This window comes from Secundilactobacillus collinoides DSM 20515 = JCM 1123, assembly GCF_001435975.1.
Classification (GTDB): domain Bacteria; phylum Bacillota; class Bacilli; order Lactobacillales; family Lactobacillaceae; genus Secundilactobacillus; species Secundilactobacillus collinoides.
The window spans coordinates 76084-92921 of record NZ_AYYR01000039.1 but is presented as its reverse complement, the minus strand read 5'-3'; the positions used below and the strand labels follow the sequence as shown (position 1 = coordinate 92921).

The following is a 16838-nucleotide window of genomic DNA, read 5'->3' as shown; positions in this document are numbered from 1 at the left end:
CTAATAATTAATGTGCACGTGCATATTAATGACCATTGTATATGCACGTGCATATAAATGCAATTTATTTAGTTTATTTTTTGGACTTTTGGGACAGACAACTGCCGCATTACAACAAAAGAGCGTAGAAAAAACAGCATTTTCCTTACAACTCATAAGGGACCACAACTAACGTGCCAATTTGGCAGTTTTGTTGTGATCCCTTATATGGTTGGAAGCTGCCGTTTGTTGCACGTTTAGGCGAGATAAAATCGGAACACTAAGTGAGCAGGTTAAGGCAGGTAGAATTCATCGGTTCTGGTGACAATTATTTCACCAAATAGGCACCCTTATAATCAGCTACGACCCCGCTGATGTTGTAAACCACACCGTTTAACTTCGGGTTGGAGAGGTAGGCGTCAGCTTGTTGATAAAGTGGCGTGACTGCCTGATTTGTCATCAGGAGTTTTTCAGCATCGCGCATTTGTTGCCAGCGGTTCTGCAAATTACCGGTTGGATTATTACTGATTTTGATGATCAATTTATTGTAGTCACTATTCCGCCAATTACCGTAGTTAAAACGGCTGTTGGCGGTCATAATCTGTAGGAAGGACAGCGGATCGGGATAATCGGCGCCCCAGCTCGTCAGCAATAATTGGTACTGGCCGTTTAGGGCAAGTTGATTCGCTTTAGTGGTGCGCACCATTTTGATTTTCACATCAAAGTGGTTTAGTTTTGTTTCTAATTGGTGTTTAATGTTAGTAGCGACTTGTTTACTGGCCCAGTCATTGCCAACGGTCAGTGTGAGACTGTAGTGGCTAAGTTTGAGTGTTTTTTGAGCTCTGCGCCACTCTTTTTTTGCGAGAGCGGTGTTACCGGTGACGGTGCCCTGAGCACTTTGCTGATCGGCAAAGTCAGCCTTTGTTTTGACGTTTTTACTCAACCCCGCGGTGACCAGTCCCTTTGGCGCAAGCGAGGCATTTTTTAGGGCGTTATCGATCAGTGTTTTGCGGTCAATGGCGTGGGAAATTGCCAGGCGGGCGTCTTGATTGTTGATCAGCTGATTAGCAGTCTTGTTGGCTGTTTTGAAGTTGTAAGAAATGAACCGCATGGACGAAAACGGCCGGACAACGTAATCGGGCTGATGTTTATTTTCGGTGATTTGATTATCAAATAACTGAACCTCGTCCAATTTACCGGCTCGGTAACGCTTCAGGTCGGCTTTTAATGACGTCGCAGTGGTTATGGTGAGCGAGTGAAGGTAAACGTGTTTTTTATCCCAGTAATAGGGATTTGGTTTCAGTACCCGGGTCTTACAATTAGACCGCCACTTAACAAGTTTAAATGGCCCACTATACAGCTGTGTGTTGGCTTTTTTGCCATACTGTTTCCCGTATTTTTGAACCTCAGTTTTGCTTTGAGGGGCAAATAAGGGGTAAGCTAGAAGGGTCTTAAAATAAGCAATTGGGTGATCCAGTGTGACCCGCAAATGATGGGCAGATATCGCCACCACGCCGAGCTTGGACGCCGGCAGTTCACCGCGCCGGATCTTAGTCGCGTTCTTGATACCGGCAAACAGGTTGGCGTTTACGGAATGCGTTGATTTGGCAATCGTCCGTTTCCAGGAGTACACGAAGTCACTGGCCGTAATCGGCTGGCCGTTGCTCCAGCGAGCATTTTTACGGAGTGTGAAGTCGTAGACTGTATCATTGTGGCTGACTGAGGTTTTACTTGCAAGACCGGCCACCAAATGCCCATTTTTGCCTTGTCTGAACAATCCCTCAGTGGAACTGCGGAGTTTGGAAAAACTGGTCACCTTTGAAATATCAACGGTATTCAGCGGCGTTTGCTGGACGATAGTGACATTTTGGTCGTGCAGCATGACGCCTTTATTATCAGATTTAGTCGCGGACCGGGAAGCTTGGCTGCAACCGGCTAAGGTCAGCAGCGTAAGACCAAGCAGCCCCAGGATGGATAGGAATCGTTTCATAACCAAGTTCCTTTCACTGGAATAGCTTATAACCTGATAATAGAAGAGCGGAGAAGCCCTGTCAAACGTGATTTACCGTTAAATAATGAAATTAAGGACTGACATTTGAATGGAAGATACCTTTTTAACTGCGGGACAGTTTGCGGCCATGCTGCAGATCGACCGTCATGAGTTAGACCGAGCGGATGAGCGGGGCTTGTTCGTGCCAGTGAAACGTGAAAATAATGGTCATCGTTGGTACGCGCTTTCTCAAGTCAACGCTTGGCTGATATTGCAATCTTTGCAGAAGCTGGGTGTTTCAGAACCAGAGATAAAAACAATGATGAGCGCCCCCAACGATTTTTCCGGACTGCTGCATCAACAGCAAAGACTTATCAATAAACATATCGAACGCTTAACGGCACTTCAAGAACAGGTAAGCGAACTGATTACGGCCAACGAGACGGCACAACGCGCTGTGGCCGACCAGGTCACGATTGTTAATCGGGCACCACAGGACATGCTGGTGACGAAACCTACGGCGGATGCGGCCTCGGAAACAGCTCTGATCGAGGCTCATCTGCAGGAACTAACGAAGCACTTGGATGTGCCGATAACCACGCTCATCGTGGGTAAAATTCGACCACGCAGCGACGTTACTGATCACAGTCTTGACCGGCTAACAGGCGTGTACACACCGTTGATCGGCGGTAACGCACAACTAGCAAACGAGACACGTTCTGCCGGCCGTTTCTTGATCTTGTACCACCATGCTGATCAACCGCTGGAGGCCGGATATCAACGCCTGTTGGACTATGCTGATGAAAATCACTTGGCGCTTGGCGAACACTTTTACGAAAGTACCGTGCCAACCTCCTTGCAGACACCATTGATCGAGGGTCCAGTTATTAGGATGCTCGTGCCTATCAGGGAATGATTTAAGTTAATCAGAAAGTTATCTGGCTCCAAGTTATTCTGTGCGTTGAAGCTTGCAGAGCATTCTAGCGGCACGGAACGACAAGTTTAATCGCTGGCCCTTCTCGAATAGAGACAAACATCATCAGTGCGCAATTTTGTGATGGCGCACTCATTTCACAGTTTAAAAACAGAGAGTAGGAATTTTGAATGATTCACTGGTCAACAGAAAAAATTGAAGCGTTCCAACAGACACTGCTGGCTTGGTATGACAAAGATGGTCGCGATTTGCCGTGGCGACGGGATCACGATCCGTATCACGTCTGGGTGTCAGAAATTATGTTGCAGCAGACCCAGGTCAACACGGTTATGCCGTACTATACCCGGTTTATGGACTGGTTTCCTACGGTCAACGATTTAGCGAACGCCCCCGAAGAAAAACTTATGAAGGCCTGGGAAGGACTCGGGTATTATTCGCGCGCACGAAACTTGCAGAAGGCCGCCCGCCAAATCGTTGACGATAATCATGGCCAGTGGCCGACCACAGTCGCGGGTTTGTTAGATTTGGCAGGCATCGGCCCCTATACGGCTGGTGCAATCGCCAGTATTGCTTTCGGCGAACCGGTACCCGCTGTAGATGGCAATGCGTTCCGTGTGTTTGCGCGTCTTCTGGAAATTGACGCGGACATCAGCAAACCGCAAACGCGGCAACTATTCGAACAAGTGATCAGCACCATTATCCCAGCGGATCGGCCCGGAGATTTTAATCAGGCTATTATGGATCTCGGTTCAAGCTATATGACAGCAAAGAACTGGGATTCGGCCAACTCGCCGGTCAGTGCCTTTGATCAGGCCTTTTTGGACGGGGTTGAGGACCAGTATCCGGTCAAGACGAAAAAACCGCGGCCAAAGCGGATCCCGTATTTTGGCTTGGTCATTCAAGACGGTGACCGCTATTTGTTGGAAAAACGACCGAGTACGGGCCTGTTAGCGAATTTTTGGACCTTCCCACTCATTAAGCAAGAAACGCTGTTAGCGAGGCTGGATGAGCCAGAAACGGTAACGGAAGAGCAACTCGTCACCCTATTGACACAGAAAGTTGCGGAAGACTACGGGCTGAATTTAAAGTTAACCACTCGCCCAGGGAAGCAAGTTACGCACACCTTTACGCACCAAAAATGGCTGATCACGCTCATGGATGCTGAGTGGCAGGGGACTTTAGACCTCAGCTATTTTCCTGGCGAATGGCTTTCAACGGCAGATTTTGAGCGCTTGGCTTTGCCGAAAGTGCAAGATAAGATGTGGCAGCGCGTCAAATCGGAAGGGTAAAGTGTAATCAATACACGATGTCATTGACGAAAAACATTTGACACAGTGTGATGATTTACTTACTTAACTAACTTCACGGCGGGTCATTTCTATATGGTGAGATTTGACCGCCATTAAGGACTAAGCTGACGCCGGCAACCGACTTGACGATGTCATTTATAAAATCCGAAATCGTTTAAATCTAGATTATTCATTATTATCCATGCAGTCACAACGATTATTAGCAATTGCAATTAATTAAAGGAGTGAACCAAATGCTCAATAATTTAAAAGCGGATGAGCAACCGCTTGATCAAAATGGCAAACCGTATAATCGGATTTTGCTTGTTTTGACTATGTTAATTGGGACGTTTAGTACGTTTATTACATCAACAATGCTCACAACGGCGTTTCCAACGCTGATGAGCGCGTTTAATATCTCGGCCGACACTGTTCAATGGTTGACGACGGGGTTCATGTTGGTTATGGGGATCGTAATGCCGATCACAGGGTTCTTTCTGCAACGGTTTGACACGCGAAAACTTTATTTGTCAGCCATCGCCATCTTCCTGGTGGGCACGATCATCTGTTACTTTGCCCAGAATTTTTGGACGATCTTAATTGGCCGGCTTGTCATGGCATCTGGGGTCGGTATTACTGCGCCCGTTTACCAAACGATTATGACGACCATTTTTCCGCCATCGCAACGGGGAGCTGCGATGGGCACTGCTGGGATCGTAGTTGGTTTAGCACCAGCTATCGGGCCGACACTGTCTGGTTGGATTTTGATTCACTATTCATGGCGGATGCTGTTCTTGGTCATCATGCCAGTGTCCATCATTGTGTTGATCATGGGAAGCTTTACGTTGCGGAAAGTATTGCCAACGCGGAAAGCCCTGGTCGATTGGTTCTCTGTTTTACTGTCCGTTATTGGTTTTGGGTCGATGTTGTTCAGTTTTTCATCGGTTGGTCAATACCAGTGGACGGACCCCGTTGTTTATGTGACCCTGATTATTGGGGTCATTGTGGTGGGGCTGTTCATTTGGCGGTCACTGACGATACAAAACCCGCTGCTACAGTTTAAGGTCTTTAAACGCTCAGATTTTTCTTTGTCAGCCATTTTGGTATCGGTGTCCTTCATGTCGATGAACGGATTCACCCTTGTGCTGCCATTGTACTTGCAAACGTTGCGGGGTGAGTCACCATTAGCTTCCGGGTTAACGTTGCTGCCCGGGGCAATTGTTATTGGTTGTATGAACCCGCTGACGGGACGAATCTTTGATCGTTTGGGTGCCCGCAACATGGCCATTACAGGCATGTTTTTACTGACGATCTCAACGGCGGCCTTCATTCCAATTACTTCCCAAGCACCGATTTCATACATTGTCGCCTTATATGTCGTACGGATGTTTGGTATTTCAATGGTGATGATGCCGATCACGACAACTGGGATGAACGCGTTGCCGCTGAACCTGATTGGTGACGGGACAGTTGTTAATAATACGGCACGGCAGGTCTTCGCGTCCATGGGAACGGCCATTCTGGTGTCGACCATGTCAAACGTGACGCTGAATAATACACCGGTACATGCGGTTGCCAAGGCTACCCCGTTCCTCTATAAAAAATTAGCAGTTAACGCCAATGTTTTAGGTTTTAGATACGCTTTTGGAATTGCAACAGTCTTTGCCTTGATCGGTTTCTTGCTGACGTTTTTGTTGAAACATGATCCAAAGAAAGTGGGCGTGGCTAAATGATTATCTTTCTGTTATTCGCAGGCGCCATCTTATTTGCCTGCAGCATGATTTTTATGCAGCACAACGCATGGCGGCCGCTGTGGATCATTGTTGGCTTGGTTGTGACGGTAGGCAGCGTCCTGCTCATGTGTTTAAATTACAATCAGCAACTGGGCATGGAACGCGAACAAACGACCATAACCAATCCGTTGAGCACAAGTGTCAAGGGGAAGCATGTCCTGCTTTACAAACCGGTCGGGACTAAATCGGAACGGATTTACCTATACAGTACGAATCCGTTGCAAACGAAGCTTGACAAAACAACTCCTTCAACGACAACGGTGGCTTTGAACCGTCACGCGGCAAAAGCCAGTATGCACATCACGACAGTTCACTGGGTCTACAAAAACGAAGAAATGCGGTTACTATTTGCGGGCGGTGTGAGTGATCATACCTATGTTGGCGAGCATGTGACCTTCGAGTTGCCGGCTAGCTGGCAGGTGGTCTCAACTACAACTACGGCAAAGTAGTTCGAAATTGTTTCATAAACATCTTTTTTAGAAAAAGGAATAAGTATTTAAGGCGTTTTCGTGTATAATAACAGCAAACGCGTGCAGGCGAAACGGAGGGTAAGCGCAATGAGTAATATATTTGATATCTTGAAGATGGTCACTGTCAATCACCAGGGGGTCAGCAGTCCCCAAATCGTGGTGACCGATGTGGCGGGGAAACCCAACGGTCTGCTAACGGACCTTCTTCGAGATGCGTTAAGCAATATGCGCTTGTTTGTGGATATTGATGACGTCGACTCGGCAAATGAGGTCTTGAGTGCGCTCAACATTCACACACCGTTGCCTGACGATGTTCTGGACGAATACGCAAAGATATTAAAAGAACCGGTTCTGGGGCTTAATTTAGCACCTCAAAAGGATCAGATCGAAGTGCTAGTTCGTGGTTAGAGACCAGAACGTGAGGACAGTTAATGAAAAATCTCTGATTTGGATCTGACACTAACTGCCATACTGAGCCGGGCACTGCTTCCCGAGACTAGGATGTATATCAGGCACAGTTATTTGAATTTAACGACCTGCTAATCCTAAGATGGAGAGTGGAGCGAATTGGTTTCAAGTTTCGAGCAGAAGCGGCCTGTTTTATTAAATCCCGGTTTGGATTTGGTGAAATAGGCCGCTTTTTTGCAGACTTTTGGTGAAACTGTCTTCTGTTGATGACGTCGACCGACTGATGAGGAACAGTGGCTTGGCTAATCGCAGGAGACAAATGGGATCAAGGGCAGACAAGTGGTACACGTTTAGTCAAGATAAACTGAACGTGCTGAAACCATCATTTTACTGCTGTTTAGAGATGTTATGGTCGTTTGTTGCAGTTTCTTCTTGGTTAAGATTAGCAGGTACTCTTCAAATGTTGAGACGTAGATATTGCACTGACTCATTGCGGTGGTTTTACGTGTAAGTGATAAAAGGATCCGAAGAAAGTCTTAATTTGGGAATAGATGCCCCATTTGACTGAATTCAGACAGTTATTCTACATAGTCGCAAGTTTTATTTGAAATAATTTTCATTTGGCTGAAAATAGGGCTTGATCCAGATTTTCAGTAGTCCCGCTTTCGTAAGCGTAGCGTGTCTTTCAGGCTGATTAAGAACAATTCACTTATCTTTTAATAACCAAAATATACTAAACATTCTTTTAAATTGTTTTGAATTTCGAACTTTATTTCTTGCCTTTTCGGCGATTAACTGTTAACCTTTAGATAATGTATTTATGCTTCGGATTAAGGTACAACGTTCTTACTAGAATGGCTCCTTATTCAAAAGTTTCAAATGCAAAATATAATTTGCGCAAAGCGCATGGAGGTTTCATTCTAATGGAACAAGGTACTGTTAAATGGTTCAACGCTGACAAGGGTTACGGTTTTATCACTTTGGAAAACGGCTCAGACGTTTTCGTTCACTTCTCAGCTATCCAAGCTGACGGCTTCAAGACTCTTGAAGAAGGCCAACACGTAACCTTAGACGTTGAAGAAGGCGACCGCGGCCCACAAGCTGCTAACGTCACTGTTGCTTAATTTTTAATTAAGTACAGGAAAACACCAACCATTTGGTTGGTGTTTTTTTTTGACTGAAAAAAAGACAAAACGCAGGTCGCGTTAGGACTGGGTATCCTGAAAACAGGCATGCAATTGTTTTTTTACAAAATAAAAGCGCTGTTGGTATCCGACCACAGCGCTTTTATTTTAATACATATGTAACCCCATAGTTGATGCCCTAGCTGGTGCGTTTTATCTACTGTTGCTTGCTAATTGTACATCGCGTTCAGACCCCGAATATCTGATGTTGTGATGGACTTGTTCTTATTAGCGTAATACATCACACTGTTCTTTGACGTCGCGTGTTCTAGTCCTAAAGCATGCCCTAGTTCGTGTTCAGCAACGTGCTCGCGTTGCAGTTGCGAATACTTCATCTGAGTGGCCACATTCTTGTAAATATAGGATGTGGTACTGACAAGCACATTGAGATTGTCGATTTTTTGGCTGCTATGATAGGAAGAATACGTCAGGCCGACCGCATCCCCAGAAACCGATCGCGCCTTTTTGGTCGTGGCAGTGGCTAATGTCATATCTGGCTTCTCACCAGATTTTGCGGCGACTAGGTTCACCACATTAGCGTTATTCCAGTGCTTAACGGCACTGTTCCAAACTTGCTGATAATAAGCGGAACTATCAGTGATTTTGTACGTGATCGTGGTCCCTTGCCAGCGATAGCAGCCACGGGTGGTTGCGCTAGTACCAGCAGAGAAACGGTACGACATGTGCATAAACGATGTTGCTTTGGCGTGAACGGTTTGTTGTGACCTCTGGGGCGCAGCGAAACCTGTCACACAGACTGTTAATATTGTAATAATGAATATGAGGGCGCTACGATATCTACGTTGCATCACAAACTCCTTCGAAAATTTGTTTTGCCCCGTCTGATAAGTCAGTGCACGACTTACGTTCCAAAGTAAATTTATATAATTTGTTGCATCATTTTGCGGATTCATTTCACTCGTGAAGAGGTGGCTGACACACAACCAAACTTCGCAAATTGTTGGGCTCTAAGACACTGTACCGTCAAAGTTATCCAACAACAACCACAGATTAGCATTGTCTGATGCATAAATCAACAACAATTGTTCTGAAAATGTCGCCATTTTAAAAATTTTAGGCACGTGTAAATATGGCAACAATTTTCGCAATTGTTATACCGTATTGAAAGCTTTTTGTATGTACGATTAAGCGGATAACAGTAGTTATGGTTATAAAATATATTTGGTGTACCAAAATTTTTTCTGTTGTTTTTTCCGTTAATAATAATTTAGCTATATCGCTTATGTAGTAACATTTAACGTACTTATGGGTATAGTACGTAACTTGCCTTTTTTGAACCATTTATAAATGTTGATAGGGGGAAAACGCCCTCTTTTAATGCCAAGGTAAAGTCATTTTTTTGAACGCCTGTGTATTTCAAAAATGGCGATAGTTAGTCTGTTTTTAAACGATCGATGTGGTTGAGTTGCGAGGGCGGGTATTGAACGACTAAAATTACAGTAGTGGTCCTACTTAGCCCTAAATCTAATATAGAAAGGCGTCTAATCTATGAAAACACTCATTATCGTGGCGCACCCCAATCTTGACGAGTCGAGCACGCAGCAGTTTCTTCAAGCGGCTTCAATTGATTCCAAGGTTCAGTGGCACGCACTGGATAACCGGCCATTAAATGTGGCCGGCGAACAGCGTCTGTTGCGTCAAGCAGACCGGATCATTTTCCAGTTTCCGCTGTATTGGTACAGTGCCCCCGCCAGTCTGAAAAACTGGGAAGACACTGTTTTAACGCGTGCCTTTGCCTACCCAGCAACTGGTGGGTCGTTGATCGGCAAACAACTTGGACTTGTGATTTCACTTGGTCAGCCCGCTGCACACTACGCTGCAGGGGCACCAGAGCAATTTTCATTATCACAATTGACCGTTCCTTATCAAGCCTTAGCGCAACGATTGCAGATGACTTGGTTGCCGTCGTTTATCGTTGACCAATTTGGTTATCAAAGCGAAACGCAAAAGATGCAGCTCTTAGTCGATTACCAGCGGTATTTAACACAACCGTCATTGGGACATTTTGACGGCGAAGTTGACTGGATAGTCACCAAATTAGCAGCAATCAACACTCATCAGCATGGTCCAGAACAGCAAAAACTTGCGTTAATTATCGACCAGATCAAGCAAAATGAGGCGACCTTGGAAGACCTTCAAGATACGCTCACAATGCTCAAGGAGGGGGAGGACTAGCAATGGCAGATCAAAAATGGTTGATTGACCAGCTTCAGAAGTTAAGTGAAACGAGCACTCATTTTAAAGACCGCGCACTATACTTGGCCACAATCAAGATGGTGATAGAACAGCAGCGTCGAATCGATACCGCGGAGGGTGAAATTGACGGGCGCACCTGGAACCCTTCCGATTGGTGAACGGTTTCGTAACAAATTGTTGAATAACTTGTAATAACAATGTCGATAGATTTTAACCGCCAATGAGAAGGAAAAGGGTTACAATCACAGTAGACAATTTAATTCGAGGTGATCAATATGGGATTGGGTTATGCATTTTTGGCGGGTGCCATTGTGTTTGAAATTATCAGCAGTTCTCTACTGAAGGAGGCCGATGGATTTCATCGACTGAAGCCGACCATATTGCTCATCATAGGCTACACCATCACCTTGTTCTTATTTTCAAAGTCATTACGCTGGCTTAATCTCGGCGTGGCGTTTGCGTTGTGGGGCGCAGTTGGGACACTGTTCACGACGATTTTAGGTGTCGTTTTCTTCAAAGAGCAGTTCAACCGGACTAAGGTCTTGGGCGTTGCCTGTATTATGCTGGGCACCGTCATGCTAAATCTACTGTGAGGTGAGCGGGATGCTGAAATATTATGGGGCTCTAGGTGTGGCTATCGTGAGTGAAATTCTGGGAACTATGACGCTGAAATATTCGGCCGGCTTTACCCGCTTATGGTGGTCGTTAGCGAGCGTTGCGATGTACGTCATGATGCTCTACTTCTTATCGTTTGCTATTCGGGTCGTCCCGCTAAGTGTCGCTTACGGTTTGTGGAGCGGTATTGGGACGATTTTAACAGCCGTTATGAGTGTGGTGTTGTTTCATGAGGTACTTACACTTGGTGAAACAGCTGGTTTAATTATTTTAGTCATTGGCGTGCTCGTTTTGAATCGGTCTGGTGAGCATGAAGAAGAAATTGACTATGAAGAGTTGCAGATTCAAGAAGAATTTCACCAAAGGTAGCAGGCACGAGACCAGATACCTTGTGACCAACTTCAAGTGTGTTCGCTAAAAATAACATTGACATAAAGAACGGCACCAGTTATAGTGAAACCTAATTAATCGAGAGAGGAATTGGTGTGTGCCGCAATGAAATAAGTAACCTTGTTGATTGACCAATGTTCAAAACGCCACTGTTCTACGGGACAAGTGGGCACGTTTGAGCTGGTTGCAAATGGGTTGCAGAACACACCGGGACCGATAACGGAACCAGTCTGCCGCCTATTTGCGAATAGGGGGCTTTTTTAATGCGCAACTAAACGTTTACTCCAGAAAAATAACATTAAGGAGTGACTTTTATGTCCGATTACCAAATTAATCATCTTGAAAAACAATATGGTGCCCGTAAGCTATACAGCGTAGCGCGTCTAACAATTGGCAGCCATGCGCGCATCGGGTTGATTGGTCGCAACGGCGTCGGGAAAACAACGCTGTTTAACCAACTCGTGACGAAGCGTGTGATTCAACCGGCTGCCCGGGTTTTACTGGTGCCACAATTGAAACCGACCGCAGAATTAAGCGGTGGTGAACAGGTTCGCCAATACCTCAATGAAGCTTTTTCAAAGCGGCCGGATATTTTGCTGCTGGATGAACCAACAGCAAATCTGGATGTGGCGAATATTCAGTGGCTTGAAAACCGGCTAAAGCGATTTTGTGGTGCTGTTGTTACGATTTCACACGATCGTGATTTTTTGGATGACCTGTGCACCACAGTTTGGGAACTTCGTGAGACCCAAGTAGCTGTTTACTTAGGTAATTACACGGATTATCTTGCCAAGAAGACCGCTGCAGAATCACATCAACAGGCTCGTTATGACCAGTTTGCGGCCGAAAAAAAACGGCTCAAAAAAACGATTCAAAAACAGCAGCAACGTGCCGATCACGCTACGGTGGTTCCCAAAAACAAACGCGGCACATCAGAAATTCACGGTAGCAAACCCTATTTCGAAAAAATGGGTAAGAAATTGCATCAGGTTGCAAAAGCCACCCATTCGCGACTGGATCAACTGGATGAGGTTGCTCGGCCTAAGCAAGAAAAACCCATACAAATGGCGATTCCAAACGCCGAAAAGTTAAAGGGCAACACGGTGTTGACCGTTAATGGTTTGTCAGTGGCTCGAGGTGACCGACAGCTTTTGCAAGACGTATCCTTGAAAATAAAAGCTGGTGACCACATTGCTATTACAGGGCCGAACATGGCAGGAAAAACAAGTTTGCTGACTGCATTAATTAACCGGAACGATAACTCGGTGAAGTGGTCACCATTGGCTAAAATCGGTTATTTTCAACAGGATTTAGCTGATCTTGTCGGTGCTGACTCAGTCATTGATAATGTCGCCGCCACTAGTATTCAGGATGCTGAAACGGTGCGACTTATTCTGGCACGCTTAGGGTTCGCGGCTGCGTCTTGGGGGAAACCCGTGAACGTTTTAAGCGGCGGGGAACGCGTTAAAGTTTCACTTGCAAAAATGATGCTGAGCGACGTCAACGGTTTGATCTTAGATGAGCCGACGAATTATCTGGATATCGGTGCGATTACGGCCCTCAGCGACATGCTGAAAGACTATGGTGGGACGCTTATTATTGTCTCGCATGATAGGTGGTTCGTGCGTCAGGTGACTTCTGAGCAGTACAAAATTGTTAATCAACACCTGGTTAACAAACTGGGTCTGCAAAAAATGGCACCAAAACCTAATGAAGCAGAGAAATTGCAACTGGCACTAAAACAAACCGAATTGATCAATCAATTAGCGATGACACCGAATGATACGGCCCTGGAACATGAATTTCAGGAAGTATCGCGGCGGTTGCGGGCTTTGAAATAACGCGCACTGAAGTAAAAGAACCAGGCTGTTGTGTGATTGCGGCAGTTTGGTTCTTTTCGTTTTGTGGTTGCTTTGTTGGGTCGTTTTGCTAATTTGGCGTCGAAACGTGTTCCAGAAGGCAGAGGGCTCCTGCGTAAGGCACTTCGGCCCCAAAAGGCAAACCCGGCCTTTTGGGGCCGAAGTGCCTTACGCTCCGCCCTCTAACCGCCTTCTTCCACACTCTATGGATTTGCATCCCCATTAAACTTTTCCACATCTGCAGTATTGCCCACCACTGAGATTAAATCGTTTAACTCGATTTCGTCTGATGCGAGGGGGGACGTATTTACCTTGCCTTCTCTTGCGATGGCAATCACGTTGACGTGGTATTTATTTCTTAAGGCCAATTCGGCGAGAGTTTTTCCCACGAAAGTTGGGTTATCGACTTTGACTTCCGCCAGCGTGACTTTTTCGTTGAGAATCAAGTAATTCACAATGTTTGGCTGGAGTTTATGAAACACGATCCGGCGTGCCATATCGCGCTCTGGTTGAACGATTTGATCGGCACCGATTTTTTCCAACACTCTGGCGTGGCTGTCATTTTCAGCCTTACAGATAACGTCCTTTGCACCCAATTCTTTAGACAATAAAGTTGCCATGATACTGGCCTGAATGTTTGAGCCAATGGCCACAAAAACGTGGTCGAAACTGCCAATAGATAAGTCTTTTAGAGCATCTTCATCCTGACAGTCAGCGATGACGGCTCGGGTCACGATGTTGGTAAATTCGTTGACCGCATCCTCGTCGATGTCGATAGCCATGACTTCTTGGTTGGCTTCGACTAAAGATTGACAAATCGACCGGCCAAACTGGCCAAGACCAATGACGGCGTAATTTTCACGTTTTGTTGTTTTAACCAATTAAGACACTCTCCTCTGGGTATCGGTAGTTTTTCTGTTGCCGGTCAGCGTTTAAAATCGAGAACATGACGGTGTAGATACCCACCCGGCCAATAAACATGAGCGCCATGATGATGAGTTTGCCTAACACGTTGAGATGCGGCGTCAGACCAAGTGAGATACCAGTGGTCCCAAAGGCCGCTAAAACCTCAAAGGTGACGGATTCCAATCCGTCCGTTTTTGGAAGGTTCTGGGTAGCGCATAGTACGAGCGTGGCACCAGCCAGAATAATGAGCGCAACAAAGATGAGCGTCAGCGCGCGAAACATATTTTCCTGAGTAAAGCGCCGGTGACCAAAGGTGGCGTCACGGTGCCCCCGCAACGTGGCGATACTTTGAATCGTTAGGAGGCCAATCGTCGTTGTTTTGACCCCACCAGCAGTTGACCCTGGGGTTCCACCGACGAACATGAGAAACATGGTAAACGCAATGCCGGCAATGGACAGATTATTGTATGAGAAGGTTACGAGACCGGCCGTTCTTGGGGTAATTGCCATGAAGATGGTGTTCATGAAACGGTCACTCGCAGACAGCGGTTTTAATTGGGCAAGATTGTCTTCAGTCAGCAGGTAAATTATCAACGATAAGATCATTAGCATGCCTCCGGTGCCTAGTGCTAACTTGGTATGCAGGGAGAGGTGGTGTCGTTTGTGATACAGCAGCAGATCCTGCCACACAAGAAATCCGAACGACCCTGCGATAATCAACAGACTCATGATACCCAGGACATAGGGGTCATTTGTGAACGATTCCAGACTGTTGCCAAAGAGGTCAAAGCCGGCGTTACAAAAGGCGGAGACTGCGTGAAATAAGCTGAACCATAGCCCTTTGACAAGTCCGAAGCGGGGATAAAAATCAATAAAGAGCAGCCCACCACCAATAAATTGAATGATAAATGACAGCAGAATGATCAATCTGATCACGCTAAGTTGCGACAAGTTATCAAGGTTTAAGGATTCTTGGGCTAGGAGCTGGGTGGATAAACGCATGCGTCGGCGGATGAATAAAAACAGCATCACGGTAAACGTCATGAATCCCAGACCGCCGATCTCCATGAGAAACATGATGACGACCTGACCAAAGATGGACCAGTGTAAAGCAGTATTGACCAACGTCAGCCCGGTAACACACGTGGCGCTAGTAGCCGTGAAAAAGGCGGTCATAAAAGACGTCGCGTGACCGGTATTAGTGGCTACCGGCAACCTTAAGAGAACGGTACCGAATAAAATAATGGCGATAAACCCTAACGTCAGCACCTTTGGTAACGATAGGTGGAAATTGCGGATCTTGAACACGATCATGACCTCGCTTTCTACTAATGTCTTTAGTATATCGTATGGATGAAAGCCCTTCAAACAATGTCCTAGAAACAAGTGTGCCAGTGGTATAATTAACTGAGAATAAGTTGGAGGTTGAAATTAAGATGTTAATTCAGCAGGTGTCAATTGAAAACGCAACAACGTTGAAGGATGTCCGGATCGAAGACGGCAAGTTTGCCGCCATTGCGACGCACTTAACACCAGGGGAGAATGAACAGGTGATCGACGGTAAGGGGAAGCTCTTACTGCCACCTTTCGTTGACCCCCATGTTCATTTGGATTCAACACTGACTGCGGGCGATCCAGAATGGAATCAAAGCGGAACATTGTTTGACGGTATTCGTATTTGGTCTGCGCGCAAACAAAAATTATCCATTCAAGACGTTAAGGAACGCTCGATTGCGACCCTGAAGAAGCAAGCCAGTCACGGCACACAGTTTGTCCGGTCCCATGTGGACGTTACCGATCCAAGTCTGACTGCTTTAAAGGCGCTGCTTGAAGTGCGTGACGAGGTGAAAGACTTTATCGAACTGCAGCTGGTTGCCTTTCCACAAGAGGGGATCCTGTCCTTCCCCCATGGTAAGGACTTGATGACGAAAGCCGCTGAGATGGGCGTTGACGCGATTGGCGGAATTCCTCATTTTGAATTTAACCGCGAATACAGCGTTGAATCGCTGCACTTTGTTAGCGACTTAGCCGAAAAATATAATCGGTTGATCGACGTTCACTGTGATGAAATCGATGATCCTGCCTCACGGGGGTTGGAGACGCTGGCAACCTTGGCGTATGAAACGGGCATGCACGACATGGTCACGGCGAGCCATACGACGGCTTTAGGGTCGTACAACGACGCCTATGCGTACAAACTGTTCCGTCTGCTGAAAATGTCGCAAATCAACATGATTGCCAACCCGCTTGTCAATACGTTCTTAGGCGGCCGGTTTGACACCTATCCTAAGCGCCGGGGTATGACCCGGGTCAAGGAACTGGACGAAGACGGGATCAACATTGCTTTTGGCGAAGACGATATCAAGGATCCATGGTATCCAATGGGTGACGGCAACATGCTCGATCCTTTGCATTTAGGACTGCATGTTGCTCAGACCATGGGCTACGATCAGATCATGAATGCTTATCATTATGTGACGTTAAACGGCGCCAAGGCCATGCACGTTCTCGACCACTATGGCATTGAAGAAGGTAAGGAAGCAAATTGTATCTTGATGAATCGAAGCAACTTCTATGATGCACTGAACGAGCGGGCGGAGGTGCTGTATTCGATTCATCACGGTAAAGTGATCGTTGAAACGCAACCAATCAAAGTGACGACCCATTTTAACTAACGTTCGAAAAACACATCGATGGGGAATGCTTAATAACATCAATAAACAGAAAAAGAGACTGTTGCAAACAAGCCTGCTGATGGCGCCAGCTTGTTGCCCAGTCTCTTTACTTTTGTGTGATACCTTTTT

Annotated in this window: 16 protein-coding genes; 12 read left to right on the top strand and 4 right to left on the bottom strand. The window is 46.1% G+C overall.

Annotated elements, in window-relative coordinates; all coding sequences use genetic code 11:
- Window positions 1–307: 307 nt before the first annotated feature.
- Window positions 308–1969: a peptide ABC transporter substrate-binding protein gene (locus FC82_RS07280; RefSeq protein WP_056996624.1), complete on the bottom strand. Its 1662-nt coding sequence runs from the start codon at window positions 1967–1969 to the stop codon at window positions 308–310.
- 109 nt (window positions 1970–2078) lie between these two features.
- On the opposite strand from FC82_RS07280, the gene FC82_RS07275 reads away from it, so the two are divergent.
- The 6 genes from FC82_RS07275 (at window position 2079) to FC82_RS07250 (ending at window position 7987) form a co-directional block, all read left to right on the top strand.
- Window positions 2079–2885 carry a MerR family transcriptional regulator gene (locus FC82_RS07275; protein WP_056996623.1) on the top strand — a complete coding sequence of 269 codons (807 nt, stop codon included), beginning with the start codon at window positions 2079–2081 and terminating at the stop codon, window positions 2883–2885.
- Window positions 2886–3073: 188 nt separating this feature from the next.
- Entirely contained in the window at window positions 3074–4192 is a 1119-nt protein-coding gene (gene mutY, locus FC82_RS07270) for an A/G-specific adenine glycosylase (protein ID WP_056996622.1), read from the top strand.
- Between the two features lie 254 nt (window positions 4193–4446).
- A complete protein-coding gene (locus tag FC82_RS07265; RefSeq protein ID WP_056996621.1) occupies window positions 4447–5925 on the top strand; it encodes an MDR family MFS transporter in 1479 nt (492 codons plus the stop codon).
- 53 nt (window positions 5926–5978) lie between these two features.
- Entirely contained in the window at window positions 5979–6434 is a 456-nt protein-coding gene (locus tag FC82_RS07260) for a DUF4811 domain-containing protein (RefSeq protein ID WP_161939776.1), read from the top strand.
- Between the two features lie 108 nt (window positions 6435–6542).
- A complete protein-coding gene (locus tag FC82_RS07255; protein WP_054759331.1) occupies window positions 6543–6863 on the top strand; it encodes a hypothetical protein in 321 nt (106 codons plus the stop codon).
- 923 nt (window positions 6864–7786) lie between these two features.
- On the top strand, window positions 7787–7987 hold the full coding sequence (locus tag FC82_RS07250) for a cold-shock protein (protein ID WP_054708128.1): 201 nt from the start codon (window positions 7787–7789) through the stop codon (window positions 7985–7987).
- 230 nt (window positions 7988–8217) lie between these two features.
- Here FC82_RS07250 and FC82_RS07245 read toward each other — a convergent pair whose 3' ends face one another.
- The gene (locus FC82_RS07245; protein WP_235809193.1) at window positions 8218–8856 is read right to left on the bottom strand and encodes a matrixin family metalloprotease; all 639 of its coding nucleotides are present in this window, start codon (window positions 8854–8856) and stop codon (window positions 8218–8220) included.
- Between the two features lie 700 nt (window positions 8857–9556).
- On the opposite strand from FC82_RS07245, the gene FC82_RS07235 reads away from it, so the two are divergent.
- The 5 genes from FC82_RS07235 (at window position 9557) to abc-f (ending at window position 13110) form a co-directional block, all read left to right on the top strand.
- Window positions 9557–10243, top strand: a complete 687-nt coding sequence (locus FC82_RS07235) for an NAD(P)H-dependent oxidoreductase (protein ID WP_054759333.1) — start codon at window positions 9557–9559, stop codon at window positions 10241–10243.
- Window positions 10244–10245: 2 nt separating this feature from the next.
- On the top strand, window positions 10246–10422 hold the full coding sequence (locus FC82_RS16730) for a hypothetical protein (RefSeq protein ID WP_156405136.1): 177 nt from the start codon (window positions 10246–10248) through the stop codon (window positions 10420–10422).
- A gap of 117 nt (window positions 10423–10539) precedes the next feature.
- A complete protein-coding gene (locus FC82_RS07230; RefSeq protein WP_054759335.1) occupies window positions 10540–10857 on the top strand; it encodes a DMT family transporter in 318 nt (105 codons plus the stop codon).
- Window positions 10858–10867: 10 nt separating this feature from the next.
- On the top strand, window positions 10868–11248 hold the full coding sequence (locus FC82_RS07225) for a DMT family transporter (protein ID WP_056996618.1): 381 nt from the start codon (window positions 10868–10870) through the stop codon (window positions 11246–11248).
- 335 nt (window positions 11249–11583) lie between these two features.
- Window positions 11584–13110: a ribosomal protection-like ABC-F family protein gene (gene abc-f, locus FC82_RS07220; protein ID WP_056996617.1), complete on the top strand. Its 1527-nt coding sequence runs from the start codon at window positions 11584–11586 to the stop codon at window positions 13108–13110.
- A 221-nt stretch (window positions 13111–13331) separates the two neighbouring features.
- Here abc-f and FC82_RS07215 read toward each other — a convergent pair whose 3' ends face one another.
- The gene (locus FC82_RS07215) at window positions 13332–14009 is read right to left on the bottom strand and encodes a potassium channel family protein (RefSeq protein ID WP_056996616.1); all 678 of its coding nucleotides are present in this window, start codon (window positions 14007–14009) and stop codon (window positions 13332–13334) included.
- Window positions 14002–15348, bottom strand: a complete 1347-nt coding sequence (locus tag FC82_RS07210; RefSeq protein ID WP_082620249.1) for a TrkH family potassium uptake protein — start codon at window positions 15346–15348, stop codon at window positions 14002–14004. The genes FC82_RS07215 and FC82_RS07210 overlap by 8 nt, the downstream gene beginning before the upstream one ends.
- 122 nt (window positions 15349–15470) lie before the next feature.
- On the opposite strand from FC82_RS07210, the gene codA reads away from it, so the two are divergent.
- A complete protein-coding gene (codA, locus tag FC82_RS07205; RefSeq protein WP_056996615.1) occupies window positions 15471–16709 on the top strand; it encodes a cytosine deaminase in 1239 nt (412 codons plus the stop codon).
- The last annotated feature ends 129 nt before the right edge of the window (window positions 16710–16838 follow it).